This window comes from Nocardioides dilutus (assembly GCF_054779555.1).
This window is the reverse complement of the sequence record NZ_BAAGYA010000002.1, coordinates 24,645-37,993: the sequence shown is the minus strand read 5'-3', so window position 1 is coordinate 37,993 and position 13,349 is coordinate 24,645. Positions and strand designations below refer to the sequence as shown.

The 13,349-nt window shown below is 67.6% G+C and carries 10 protein-coding genes; all 10 read right to left on the bottom strand.

The features are described 5' to 3' along the window. Positions 1-33: 33 nt before the first annotated feature. The 10 genes from rpoB to ACYVC6_RS09625 all read right to left on the bottom strand — a co-directional run bounded on the left by rpoB (position 34) and on the right by ACYVC6_RS09625 (position 13,345). Entirely contained in the window at positions 34-3,564 is a 3,531-nt protein-coding gene (rpoB, locus tag ACYVC6_RS09670) for a DNA-directed RNA polymerase subunit beta (protein WP_460713415.1), read from the bottom strand. 231 nt (positions 3,565-3,795) lie between these two features. Then, positions 3,796-4,557, bottom strand: coding sequence for a DnaJ domain-containing protein (locus ACYVC6_RS09665; protein WP_460713413.1), 762 nt, complete (start codon positions 4,555-4,557; stop codon positions 3,796-3,798). Continuing rightward, positions 4,554-5,213, bottom strand: coding sequence for a hypothetical protein (locus tag ACYVC6_RS09660; RefSeq protein ID WP_460713411.1), 660 nt, complete (start codon positions 5,211-5,213; stop codon positions 4,554-4,556). The genes ACYVC6_RS09665 and ACYVC6_RS09660 overlap by 4 nt, the downstream gene beginning before the upstream one ends. After that, on the bottom strand, positions 5,210-6,496 hold the full coding sequence (locus ACYVC6_RS09655) for an MCE family protein (protein ID WP_460713409.1): 1,287 nt from the start codon (positions 6,494-6,496) through the stop codon (positions 5,210-5,212). Before ACYVC6_RS09655 ends, ACYVC6_RS09660 begins: the two co-directional genes overlap by 4 nt. Then, positions 6,496-8,001, bottom strand: coding sequence for an MCE family protein (locus ACYVC6_RS09650; RefSeq protein ID WP_460713407.1), 1,506 nt, complete (start codon positions 7,999-8,001; stop codon positions 6,496-6,498). The genes ACYVC6_RS09655 and ACYVC6_RS09650 overlap by 1 nt, the downstream gene beginning before the upstream one ends. After that, positions 7,998-9,149 (bottom strand): MCE family protein, encoded by a 1,152-nt coding sequence (locus ACYVC6_RS09645; protein WP_460713405.1) that lies wholly within the window; start codon positions 9,147-9,149, stop codon positions 7,998-8,000. Before ACYVC6_RS09645 ends, ACYVC6_RS09650 begins: the two co-directional genes overlap by 4 nt. Beyond that, positions 9,146-10,129: an MCE family protein gene (locus ACYVC6_RS09640; RefSeq protein WP_460713403.1), complete on the bottom strand. Its 984-nt coding sequence runs from the start codon at positions 10,127-10,129 to the stop codon at positions 9,146-9,148. Before ACYVC6_RS09640 ends, ACYVC6_RS09645 begins: the two co-directional genes overlap by 4 nt. Continuing rightward, positions 10,126-11,166 carry an MCE family protein gene (locus ACYVC6_RS09635; protein ID WP_460713401.1) on the bottom strand — a complete coding sequence of 347 codons (1,041 nt, stop codon included), beginning with the start codon at positions 11,164-11,166 and terminating at the stop codon, positions 10,126-10,128. Before ACYVC6_RS09635 ends, ACYVC6_RS09640 begins: the two co-directional genes overlap by 4 nt. Beyond that, positions 11,163-12,521 (bottom strand): MCE family protein, encoded by a 1,359-nt coding sequence (locus tag ACYVC6_RS09630; RefSeq protein WP_460713399.1) that lies wholly within the window; start codon positions 12,519-12,521, stop codon positions 11,163-11,165. The genes ACYVC6_RS09635 and ACYVC6_RS09630 overlap by 4 nt, the downstream gene beginning before the upstream one ends. Further along, positions 12,518-13,345 (bottom strand): MlaE family ABC transporter permease, encoded by an 828-nt coding sequence (locus ACYVC6_RS09625; protein WP_460713397.1) that lies wholly within the window; start codon positions 13,343-13,345, stop codon positions 12,518-12,520. Before ACYVC6_RS09625 ends, ACYVC6_RS09630 begins: the two co-directional genes overlap by 4 nt. Positions 13,346-13,349 lie beyond the last annotated feature (4 nt).

Below are 13,349 nucleotides of genomic sequence, written 5' to 3'. Positions count from 1 at the left end.
GGTACGCCGGCACCGCCGGCGTACCACCCGCACTCAGACTTCTTCGACCGAGCTGGGCTCGCGGCGCGACAGGTCGATACCGAGCTCCTCGGCGGCGCGGAAGACGTCCTCCTCCGCGTCACGGAGCTCGATCGAGCTGCCGTCCTGGCTCAGGACCTCGACGTTGAGGCACAGCGACTGCATCTCCTTGACGAGCACCTTGAACGACTCGGGGATGCCGGAGTCGGGGATGTTCTCGCCCTTGACGATCGCCTCGTAGACCTTGACGCGACCCGGCACGTCGTCGGACTTGATGGTCAGGAGCTCCTGCAGGGCGTAGGCGGCGCCGTAGGCCTCCATCGCCCAGACCTCCATCTCACCGAAGCGCTGGCCACCGAACTGGGCCTTACCGCCGAGCGGCTGCTGGGTGATCATCGAGTAGGGACCCGTGCTGCGCGCGTGGATCTTGTCGTCCACGAGGTGGTGCAGCTTGAGGATGTACATGTAGCCGACCGCCACCGGCTCCGGGAACGGCTCGCCGGAACGTCCGTCGAACAGGTTGGCCTTGCCGGTGGTGTCGATCATCCGGACGCCGTCGCGGTTGAGCGGGGTCGACCCGAGCAGGCCGATGATCTCGTCCTCACGCGCACCGTCGAAGACCGGCGTGGCGACCTTGGTCCCCGGCTCGGCCTTGTCGGCACCGATCTTGATCAGGCGCTGCTTCCACTCCGAGCTGTCCTTGTCGCCGCTCAGGTTGATGTCCCAACCCTGCTTGGCGAGCCAGCCCAGGTGGAGCTCGAGGATCTGCCCGATGTTCATCCGGCGCGGCACACCCAGCGGGTTGAGCACCACGTCGACCGGAGTGCCGTCCTCCATGAACGGCATGTCCTCGACCGGCAGGATCTTGGCGATGACGCCCTTGTTGCCGTGGCGTCCGGCGAGCTTGTCGCCGACCGAGATCTTGCGCTTCTGGGCGACGTAGACGCGGACCAGCTGGTTGACACCCGGAGGCAGCTCGTCGCCGTCCTCGCGGTCGAAGACCCGCACGCCGATGACCGTGCCGGACTCACCGTGCGGCACCTTCATCGAGGTGTCGCGCACCTCGCGTGCCTTCTCACCGAAGATCGCGCGCAGCAGCCGCTCCTCCGGGGTCAGCTCGGTCTCACCCTTGGGCGTCACCTTGCCGACCAGGATGTCGCCGGTCGTGACCTCGGCGCCGATGCGGATGATGCCGCGGTCGTCGAGGTCGGCCAGCATCTCCTCGCCGACGTTGGGGATGTCGCGGGTGATCTCCTCCGGGCCCAGCTTGGTGTCGCGGGCGTCGACCTCGTGCTCCTCGATGTGGATCGAGGTGAGCATGTCCTCCTGCACCAGGCGCTGGCTGAGGATGATCGCGTCCTCGTAGTTGTGGCCCTGCCACGGCATGAACGCCACGAGAAGGTTGGTGCCCAGCGCCATCTCGGCGTTGTCGGTGCACGGACCGTCGGCGATCGGGCTGCCGACCTCGACCCGGTCACCCTCGCTGACCAGCGGACGCTGGTTGATGCAGGTGCCCTGGTTGGACCGGCGGAACTTGGCCAGCTTGTAGGTCGAGTAGGTGCCGTCGTCGTTCATCGTCTCGATGACCTCGGCGGACACGTCCTTGACAACACCGGCGGCCGAGGCCACCAGCACGTCGCCGGCGTCGACCGCGGCGCGGTATTCGATGCCGGTGCCGACCAGCGGCGAGTCGCTGCGGATCAGCGGCACCGCCTGGCGCTGCATGTTGGCGCCCATGAGCGCGCGGTTGGCGTCGTCGTGCTCGAGGAACGGGATCAGCGCGGTCGCGACCGACACCATCTGGCGCGGCGAGACGTCCATGTGCGTGACCTCGTCGGCCGGCACCTCGGACACCTCGCCGTTGCGCATCCGGACCAGCACGCGGTCCTCGGTGAACCTGCCCTTGTCGTCGAGACCGGCGTTGGCCTGGGCGATGACGACGTCGACCTGCTTGCCGTCACGCTCGGTGCGGCGGTCCTCGTCGTCGGCGGTCAGGTAGTCGACCTCGTTGCTGACGCGGCCCTTGACCACGCGGCGGTAGGGCGTCTCGACGAAGCCGAACGGGTTGATCCGTCCGTAGGACGCCAGCGAGCCGATCAGACCGATGTTGGGACCCTCAGGGGTCTCGATCGGGCACATCCGGCCGTAGTGCGACGGGTGGACGTCACGAACCTCCATGCCGGCGCGGTCACGGGACAGACCGCCCGGGCCGAGCGCGGAGAGTCGACGCTTGTGCGTCAGGCCCGCGATCGGGTTGGTCTGGTCCATGAACTGGCTCAGCTGCGAGGTGCCGAAGAACTCCTTCAGCGCCGCGACGACCGGGCGGATGTTGATCAGGGACTGCGGGGTGATCGCCTCGACGTCCTGGGTGGTCATCCGCTCCCGGACCACGCGCTCCATGCGGGCCAGGCCCGTGCGGAGCTGGTTCTGGATGAGCTCGCCGACGGTGCGCATCCGGCGGTTGCCGAAGTGGTCGATGTCGTCGGCGGCGATCTCCAGGGTGCCCTGCGGCGCCTGGATCTCCTCACGGCCTTCGTGCAGCGAGCAGATGTAGCCGATCGCGGCGACGACGTCGGCGATGGTCAGCGTCTGCTTGTCGAACGCCTCGAGCAGGCCGAGCTTCTTGTTGATCTTGTAGCGGCCGACCTTGGCCAGGTCATAGCGCTTGGAGTTGAAGTAGTAGTTCTTCAACAGCGTCAGCGCGGCCTCACGCGTCGGCGGTTCGCCCGGGCGCAGCTTGCGGTAGATGTCGAGCAGCGCGTCGTCGGGACCGACGGTGTGGTCCTTCTCCTCGGTGAGCCGGATCGACTCGAACTCGCGGAGCTGGGCCATGACGGCCTCGTAGTCGTAGTCCTCGCCGATGTCCTCGGCGACGGCCACCAGGGCCTTGAGCAGGACGGTGACGTTCTGCTTGCGCTTGCGGTCGAGGCGGACCCCGACCATGTCGCGCTTGTCGATCTCGAACTCCAGCCAGGCACCGCGGCTCGGGATCAGCTTGGCGGTGTAGATGTCCTTGTCGGACGTCTTGTCGGCAGTGCGCTCGAAGTAGACGCCCGGCGAGCGGACCAGCTGGGAGACGACGACACGCTCGGTGCCGTTGATGATGAAGGTGCCCCGGTCGGTCATGAGCGGGAAGTCGCCCATGAAGACCGTCTGGCCCTTGATCTCACCGGTGTCGTTGTTGGTGAACTCCGCCGACACGTAGAGCGGAGCGGAGTAGGTGAAGTCCTTCTCCTTGCACTCGTCGACGGTGTACTTCGGGTCGTAGAAGACCGGGTCCTCGAAGGAGAGCGACATCGTCTCGCTGAAGTCCTCGATCGGCGAGATCTCCTCGAAGATCTCCTGCAGACCAGACTTGCTCGAGACGTCCTCGCCCTCGCCACGACGGCGCTCGACCGCAGCGTCCCAAGCCTCGTTGCCGATCAGCCAGTCGAAGCTGTCGGTCTGGAGGGAGAGGAGCTGCGGGACCTCGAGAGGCTCTTGGATCTTCGCGAAGGAGATGCGGGAAGTCGTGCGGGTACTACCGGGGGTGTTGCGCGCGGCCAAGACGTGTCCTTATGCGGAACTCGCAGGTGAGTGGCGCCGACCGACCACCGTGTCGTCCATCCGGGCAGGACGAAGGTATCTGAGGGCAGGCGCAAGGACCCACGATAGCGCAGCACGAGGCACGCTTCAACACCGCACTAGCGGATTCGCCCGCGCGACGTCCCATGATCATGGAGGGCCGAGGGACCCAGGTCAAGCACAACCCCGGAGAGCCTGGGGACGGAGAGAGACTCAGGCCGCCGGGAGCGTGGTCTTCAGGTCGTCCACGAGCCACTCGTCGCCGACCTGCTCCATCGTCACGGTGACCTGGTTGCGCTGGATCTCCGGCGTGGTGATCTCGGCGTTGGTCCTCGGGTTGTCGATGAACATGAAGATCTGCACCCGGTCGTCGCCGGAGCGCACGACGCCCGAGGCGACCACCTCGGTCGTGAGGACGGTCTTGGTCTCCGGAGCGTTCTCGCGGATCACCGCGAACAGTGCCTCGTAGTCCTTCTTGAAGTCGTCGGTCATGTAGGCCGACGCCTTGGTCTGGTCGTCCTCGAGGCTGCGGTAGTCGTAGGAGACGATCGCGACGATCGCCCGCTCCGCCGCGGCCTGGGCGTCCGTGGTCGCCTCCTTGACCTGCGCATCGGTGGGCTCCCCGGCCTGCCAGACGCACAGACCGATGAGCACCGCGGCCACGACGCCGAGTCCGGCGAGAAGCCAGGCGGGGACTCCCTTGGAGCTCGTCCGTCCGGGGTCCGTCTCGATCTCAACTTCGGCTTTGGCTTCGGTTTTCGCCGGTGCCGGCTCAGGCTCTGCCAGGGACTCGTCATAGGACTGCCTGCTCACCGGGTCGAGCAGCACTTCCGCGGCCTGGTTGAGCAGCCTGAACTGCCGGTCGGTGGGGTCGAGCTCGGCGATGCCGGCCTTCCAGGCGGCGCGGATGTCCTCGGCAGAAGCCTCGGGCTCGACGCCCAGGACGTCGTACCAGCTCGGTCCGGGCGTGTTCACTCCGAGGCCTCTTCAGACGGTGGCTGCGACGGGGTGTCGCCGGGGGTCTCGTCGGGGGTCTCGTTGGGGGTCTCGCCGGTCACCGGGGCGAAGTTGTCGACCAGCCACTTGCCGTCGACCTTGACGAGCTCGATCTGCACGCGGAAGGGCAGCGGCAGGTCGTCGACCCGCTGGGTGTCGTCGTCGGGGTCGGGGTAGGAGTTGGTGAACGAGCCGGCCACGAGAGCCGTGGCGGAGTCGCTGTCGATCACCGAGACCCCGGCTCCGAACACCTCGGCCCGGCGGGCGAACCCGGCCTGCGCGACGGTGGCCTCGGCCGCCGGCACCGTCTCCTCGAAGTCCGCGGCGAACTTGTCGGTGATCACCTCGAGCACGAGCTCGCGGTATTCGGGCATCGTGCCGTCCTCGGCGAGGAGGTCCGGGCCATAGGTGTTGACACGCAGGATGAACTGCCGGGCCTGGGCCATGACCTTCTCGCGCTGCGTCTGCAGCTCCGCGGCATCGCCGGAACGCTGGGACACCAGGTAGGCGAGGGTGGCCGCCGAGGCGAGGATGGCGACGCCGAGCACCGCTGCGATGAGCCGACGGGCTCCGGCCGACGTGCTCCGGGAGGCGTTCCCGGCCTGGCTGTCGTGGGTGCTGCTGTCCGTCGTCACTCCTGAGCGGTCGTCAGGGGCTGGAGGAACAGCCACTTCCACGACTCCTCTCCGAGCGTCTGCGGGGCCACCGTACCGGTCGACCTCAACGCCGGGTCGACGTCGCCCCAGGTGAACTCACCGGTCTCCGGGTCGAACGAACCGACCACCGGGGCGTCGTAGCCCGGGGCGGCCCGGCGCGGCGCGTGCTGGGCGCCGCGCGGGTTGCTCTGGGTGGCGGGCTCGGTGCAGCGGGCGTCCTCGTTCATCGGGGCGTTGGAGCCGTCGCTGGGCAGCCGCTTGTCGGTGCCCTCGTAGCCCTCCTGGCAGGGCGCGGTCTCGGACATGATCATCCCGAAGTGCGCGTCGTAGAGACCCGTGTCCGGGCTCTTGGAGACGACGGTGAACCCGCCCTCGACGACGTAGGGGTAGATCACCAGCACCTGCTTGATGCCGTCGAGGTGCCGCACGAAGATCTCGCCGGTCGTCACCAGGTTGTTGAATAGCGACCCGAGCTCGATCCGGTTGGTCTCGATGAGGTCGCGCAGCTCGATGGTCGAGGTCGAGCCGGTCTCGATGAGCCGGCGTACGTCGGGGTCCGCGCCGGCCAGGACAGTGCTGAAACCGGCCAGCTGGGTGGCGAAGTTGCGGAGTGCTCCTTCGGAGGCGATCTGGCCGTTGAGGACGGTGTTGCTGTCCCGGATCAGGGCTGTCGTCGTGTCGAAGTTGGCGTCGGCGGTCTCGATGAACGAGTTGCCCGAGTCGATCAGCCGCTGCAGGTCCTCCCCCGTGCCGCCGAACGCCTTGGCGAACTCGTCGACCGTGGTCTTGAGGGCTTCCTTGTCGACCGACTCCACGGTGGTCGACAGGTTGGCCAGCAGCGTCTCGGTGGCGATCGGGATCTGCGTGTCCGCCATGGCGATGTCGTCGCCCTCGCCCAGGTAGGGACCATCGTCGCTCTTCGGCTGGAGCTCGACGTACTGCTCCCCGACGGCGGAGCCGTTGCCGATCAGCGCCCGCGAGTCAGCCGGGATGTCGTCGTGCTCGTTGTCGATCCTGAGAACGACGTCGACGCCGTCCTCGGTCAGAACCAGCCGGTCGACCTTGCCGACCGAGACCCCTCGGTAGGTCACCTGACCGCCCGCGAAGGCACCGCCGGAGTCACTGAAGTGGGCCGTGACCTCGTAGGACCGGTCGACGAAGTAGCGGTCGAGCTGGGCGTATCGCATGCCGACGAAGGAGACGCCGAGCAGCGTGATGATCACGAAGATCACGAGCTGGACCTTGGTGCGACGGCTGATCATCAGTCGGCACTCCCGTCAGCCGCGGCATCATCGTCGGCAGCGTCGGACACGACCAGCGCCGGGACGAGCAGCGCCACCAGAGCGGGGTCGTAGGCCGACGACAGCTGCCCGTAGGTCGGGCCGCGCGCCGGGTCGACGGCGGACTCGTAGCCCGTGCCGGGGCGCAGCAGCCCACCCAGCGCGCTCAGTCCGAGGTTGGGGAGGTCCGGCAGCTCGATTGTGGGCAACGAGGTCGGCAGAGGGCCGCCGCCACCGCCGCCACCGCCGTTGGGGCACAGCCCGGGGATCGGCAGCTGGGCGCAGATCTCCTCGATCAGGAACTCCGGCAGGCCTTGGCAGTTCTCGAGGGTGGGCTCGGCGAGGCACTCGTTGATGGCGTCGATCACGCCGTCGCAGAGCTCGCTCGGCGGCGGCAACGGTCCGGCCGGTGGGATCTCCTCCATCTCGATGCACGGGATGTTGGGCACGCCAGGTGCGTCAGGGAGCCCTTCGGTCAGGTCGATGTCGAGGGTGACCGACAGGTTGGTGTAGTCGCCCATGTGGAGGTTGCGGGCGACCTGCGGGTCGCGGCCGACGACGTCGTCCACGAACGGGTAGGTGAGGAAGACGTGGAACGCCTTCACGAACGCGTCGCCGGAGTTGGCGAGCTCGGTGAGCACCGGCTGCAGCTGGGTGATCGAGTCGATGGTGGCCTCCTTGGAGGCCTTGATGACCCGCACCCCGACGTCGCCCAGCTCATTGAGGGCCTCGAGCATCTTGACCAGGTCGGCTCGCTGGCCGTCGATGCTGGTCAGGGCGCTGGGCAGCTCGTCGAGGGCGGAGTTGATGTCGTCCTGCTGGGCCCTGGTGGCCTTGGCGAGCCGATCAAGCGACTCGATCGCGTCGACGATGTCGGCCTTGTTGTCGTCCAGCGCGCCGGTGAAGATCTCGATCTGGTTCAGCACCGAGCGCGCGGAGTCCTCGCGACCGGTGAGCGCCTTGTTGAGCTCCTGGGTGATGAGCTTCATCTGCGCCACGCCACCGCCGTTGAGCAGGAGGCTCAGGGCGCCCAGGACCTCCTCGACCTCCGGGTTGCGGCCACTGTCGGCGAGCGCGATCGTGTCGCCGTCGCCGAGCGGCTCGTCGCTGGCACCCGTGGGGGGCGCCCCCAGCGAGACGAACTTCTCGCCGAGGAGGCTGGTCTGGCGGATCTCGGCGATCGCGTTGTCAGGAAGCTCGACGTCCTTGCGGAGCTGGAGAGTGACCTCGGCGGTGTAGCCGACCAGTTCGACGTCGGTCACCTTGCCGACGCTCACGTCGTTGACCTTGACCGAGGACTGGGGCACCAGGTCGAGGACGTCCTCGAACTGCACCTTCACCGTGATCGCGTCGTCGCCGACGTCGGTGCCCCCGGGCAGCGGGAGCTCGTAGACGTCGAAGTCGCAACCCGAGAGCACCACGGAGCCGACGAGCGCAGCCGCCACGGCGCGAGCCAGGCGCGGCATCCGGCTGGGGCGGCGGGTCATCGCTGCACCTCCACGAGTCCACCGAGGGTGAGGTCGAAGGTCTCGTTGCTCGAGGAGCCGGTGCCCTGGGTGAACACCCCGGCCCGCGGAAGGATCTGGCCGATCGCGTCGCACAGCTCGCCGTCGGGGTCGCTCGGCTCGACGAACGTGCACAGCACCAGGGCCGGGTTGGAGGCGATCTCACCCTCCAGGTGGCCGAGGTTGGCGTTGGTGTCCAGCGTGCCCGCCTGGGGGTTGTAGGTCAGGGCCAGGTTGTTGAGCGCGATCGGGGCGTTGATGAGCGTCTCCTCGAGCGCCGCGCGCTGCTTGACCAGGACCTTGGCGACCCGGTTGATGCCCTTGATGTTGCGCGTGAGCGAGGCCTTGTTGTCCTTGACGAACGTCGTCACCTCGCCGAGGGCGATCGACAGGTTCTTCAGGGCCGCCGCCAGCTCCTCCTTCTCACCGTTGAGCATCGTGGACACGTTGGACAACGACTCGTTGAAGGCCCGGACCGTCGAGTCGTTCTGGGCGAGCGTGAAGACGAACTCCTCGAGCTGGGCGGCGGAGCCGAACAGCTCCTCCTTGTTGTCCTCGAGGGTCTGGGACAGCTGGCTGAAGTCCTGGATCGTCTGGTGGAACTGCTCGCCCTGACCGCCGAAGTTGTCGGCCGTCACCTCGAGGAGGTCGGTGAGGGCACCGTGCTTGTTGGCCCCGTCGGGCCCGAGCGCCACGTTGAGGTCGTTGAGGCTCGAGTAGATCTCGTCCAGCTCGAGCGGCACCGAGGTGTTGTCGGTCGCGAGGGTCGCGCCGTCGGCGAGCGTCGCGCCCTCGGTGTAGGCCGGAGTGATCTGGACGTAGCGGTCGCCCACGATCGACGGCGCGATGATCACCGCCTGGGCGTCCTTGGGCAGCTTGATGTCCTCGTCGTAGCTCATCTCGACGACCACCTCGGTGCCCGACGGCGTGATCTTGTCGACCCTGCCGACGGGGACGCCGAGGACTCGCACGTCGCTGCCCTCGTAGACCGAGATCGTCCTGGGGAAGTGCGCGACCAGCTTCTTGCTGTCGTCACCACCGGTGAACATCCACACACCGGCCGCAGCCACCAGCGCGACGATGAGCGCCGGAACGGCGAACCGCTTCACGGAGTCGACTCGAGTGCTCACGACACACCACCCCCGCCCGCGGCGTCGGGGGCCGGCGGCATGTTCTGGATGTAGGTGTCGAACCACGGTCCGGTGCCGAGGGTGTTGGTGAACACCCGGTAGAACGGCGCCATCAGCCGCAGGCTGTTGTCGATGTTGTCCTCGTTCTTGTTGAGGACCGCGACCACGGACTCGAGCTGGGTCAGGGCCGGCTTGAGGTCCTCACGCGTGTCGCGCACGAGGGCGGTCAGCTCGGTCGAGAGCGTCGTGGTGGCCACGAGCAGGTTGTGGACGGCCTCGCGCCGCGCCACCAGGGCCTGGAACAGGACGTCGGAGTCCTGCATCAGCTTGATGATGTCCTGGTCCCGGTCGCTGAGGACGGAGGTGACCCGGTCCAGGTTGGTGAGGAGCTCGTTGATCCGCTCGTTCTTGGCCGCGATGTTGGCCGACAGCGCGGAGACACCCGCCAGGGCGCTGCGGAACTCCTCGGGGGTGTTGCGGGTCAGGTCCGCCAGCGTGGTGAAAGCGGCGGCGAACTGGTCGGTGTCGATCGCCTGGGCGGTCTCCGCCAGACCCGAGAACGCCTCGACGACGTCGAAGGGGGAGCTGGTGCGCTCGACCGGGATCTCGTCGCCCTCGTCCAGCTGGCCGCTGCCGGCCGGCTCCAGCGCGAGGTACATGGCGCCGAGAACGGTCTTGACCTTGATGGCGGCGCCGGTCTCGGTGCCGAACGAGGAGTCGGTCTTGACCCGGAAGGTCACCTTGACCTGGTCGCCGTCGAGCGCGACGCTCTCCACCTTGCCGACCCGCACACCAGCGATCCGGACCTCGTCGTTGGGCTTGAGACCGCCGGCCTCGGTGAACGCCGCGGTGTAGCGGTCGCCGCCGCCGATCAGCGGCAGGTCCTGGGCTCGGAACGCGGCCAGCAGCATCAGCAGGATCACGGAGATGCTGATCGCCCCGATGACCACCGGGTTGCGCTCGCGGAAGGGCTTGCTCATCCGAGATCACACCTTGGGGTGCCGGTGTTGTAGTTGACCGGCACGGTCTGCCCGCCGGGGAAGCGGATCTTGCCCTGGAAGTTGCAGAGGTAGAAGTTGAAGAACGAGCCGTAGATCGCGGTCCGGCCGACCTTCTCCAGCTTGATCGGGAGGACCTGCAGCGCGCGGTCGAGCTCGGCCTTGTTGCGGTCGATGTTCTTGGTGAGCCTGCGCAGCTGCTTGATGTCCTCGACGAACGGGGAGCGAATGCCCTTCACCAGGTCGGCGGTCTCGACCGACAGCGCGGAGATCTGGTCGAGCGAGTCGAGGATCGCGTCGCTGTCGTCCTTGAGTCCGCCGACGAACGCCTTGAAGGTCAGGATCAGCTCCGACAGCTGCTCGTCCCGGTCACCGAGGTTGTCGAGGACGACGTTGAGGTTGTCGATCAGGCTGCTGATGACCTCGTCGCGCTCCGCGAGGGTGCTGGTCACCGAGGCGGTGTTGGCCAGCAGGCTCTCCAGCGTGCCGCCCTCACCCTGGAACACCTGGACGATCTCGTAGGACAGCTGGTTGATGTCGGCCGGCGAGAGGGCCTCGAACAGCGGCTTGAAGCCGTTGAACAGGACCGTGAGGTCCAGGGCCGGCGAGGTCTTGGACACGGGGATCATGTCGCCCTCGCCCAGCGCGTCGTCGGCGCCGGTGCCCTGGGTGAGGCTGATGTAGCGCTGGCCGACCAGGTTGCGGTACTTGATCGTGGCGTTGGTCGCCTCGGTCACCGGGGTCGACTCGTCGACGTTGAACGTGACCAGCGCCCGGGTCCGGTCCTTGATCTCCACGTCCTGGACGCTGCCGACCTTGACTCCGGCGATCCGGATGTCGTCGCCCTTGACGACGCCGGTCGCGTCGACGAACTCCGCCTTGTAGGTCTTCTTCGCACTCAGCGACAGGTTGCCGATGGTGGCGACCAGCACCCCGGTCGCCAGGGTGGTGATGAGGATGAAGACGATCAGCTTGACCAGGTCGGCGCCGGTCTTCTTGTCGAGGAGCTTGAACCTCACGACAGTCCACCCCCCGTCGCTGCGGGCTCGCCCAGCGACACGGTGGCGCCTCGGGCGAGCGGTCCCACGAGCAGCGCACCGAGGTCGGGCACCTCGTCAGCGGTCACGCCGAGGCCGGGTGCGAGCAGCTCGCGCAGGAGGTCGGCCTCGGCTGTGCTACCGGCGTAGCCCGGGATGCCGAAGATGCTGGTGTCCAGCGCGGTGTAGCCGGTGCCCGCACGCGAGGTGCCCTTGCCGGTCGGCTCGTCGACGCCGTCCTTGAAGTCGGGCTGGCGCCGGACCGGGTTGCTCTGCGACCCGGGCGGGTTGGGCAGGTTGATGCAGGTGGGACCGCGGTCCTCACCCAGCTCGGGCTTGTCCTGCGGGCCGTAGGGGCGCGGCTGGTTGGGCAGTGTCTCGAGCACGATGTGGAGCGTGAACCCGCGGAACGCCTCGGCCTGGTACTCGCCGGCGGTCACGATGCCCTTGAGCAGGCACGGGAACTCCGTGGAGTAGCGCGAGAGCACGCGCAGCTGGGCGCGGCTGACCTCGCCCAGCCGGATCATGTTGGCCTCGTTGTCGTCGAGGAACGTGCGGGCACTGTCGGAGAAGTTGGACACGTTGGTGAACAAGGCGTTGAGCTGGGCCTCGCGGTCCTCGAGGGTGCCCATCGAGGTCACGGAGTTCTGCAGGATCGTGCCGACCTCGGGCAGCACGTCGGCGTAGATGTCGGAGACCTGCGCGGTGAGCCGGAGGTCCTCGACCAGCGCCGGGATCTGCGGGTTGAGGCGCTTGAGGTAGCTGTCGACCGTCTCGAGGTTCTCTCCGATCTGGTCACCTCGGCCCTCGAGCGCCGTCGCGATCGCGTTGAGGGTCATGTTGAGCTCGGCCGGCTGGACCGTGCGCAGCAAGGGGTAGAGGTCGGACAGCACTTCCTCGACCTCGGTGGCCACCTGGGTCCGCTCGATCGTGTCGCCGGCCTGGATCGGCTCGGACGAGCCTCCCTCGGTGGGGATGAGGGAGACGTACTTCTCGCCGAACAGGGTCTTGGGGACGATCGAGCCAGTGACGTCGGCGGGGATGCTGTCGGTGTGGTCGGGGTAGATCCCGAGCACGAGCTCGGCACCGTCGCCGCTGGTGTTGCGCTCGAGCACCTCGCCGACGATGACCCCGCGGATCTTGACGTCGGCGCGCTCCGGCAGCTGCAGCCCGATCTTGGAGGTCTCGAGCGACACCTCGTCGTAGTCGGCGAACTTCTTGGTGAACGTCGCGTAGGTGAGGTAGACGGCCAGGACCACCAGCCCGAGGAAGACGACCCCGAAGGCCTTCGTCTGACGGGCGAGGCTGAAACCCTTGCGCTGCTTGCGGTTGGTCATCCGGCCAACCTCACCGTTGTCGTCGCTCCCCAGATCGCCATCGACAGCAGCAGGTCGATGACGTTGATGGCGACGATGCTGGTGCGGACCGCCCGGCCCACGGCCACGCCCACGCCGGCCGGGCCGCCGGAGGCGTTGTAGCCGTGGTAGCAGTGGATCAGGATCACAACGACCGCGAAGACCAGCACCTTGCCGAACGACCAGAGCACGTCGCCCGGGGGTAGGAACTTGTTGAACGCGTCGTCGTAGACGCCCGTGCTCTGCCCGAAGAACTGGGTCACCACCAGCCGTGACGCGAAGTAGGACGACAGCAGGCCGACGACATAGAGCGGGACGACCGCGATCAGGCCCCCGATGATGCGGGTGGTGACCAGGAAGGGCAGCGAGGGGATCGCCATCACCTCGAGGGCGTCGACCTCCTCGGAGATGCGCATCGCGCCGAGCTGGGCGGTGAAACCGCAGCCGACCGTCGCGGCGAGCGCGATGCCGGCGACGAGCGGGGCGATCTCTCGGGTGTTGAAGTAGGCCGAGACGAAGCCGGCGAAGTTGGCGGTGCCGAGCTGGTTGAGCGCCGCGTAGCCCTGGAGGCCGACCTCGGTGCCGGTGAAGAAGCACATCGCGACGATGACGCCGACCGTGCCGCCGATGACCGCCAGTGCACCCGAGCCCAGGGTCACCTCGGCCAGGATCCGGAGGATCTCCTTGCGGTAGTGCGTGAGGGCCCGCGGGGTCCACGCCAGCGCGCGGACGTAGAAGCTGAGCTGTCCACCCAGCTTGTCGAGCTCGTCTGCCGGCTTCTCGTAGACCGACTTCAGGTTGGCCACGTCG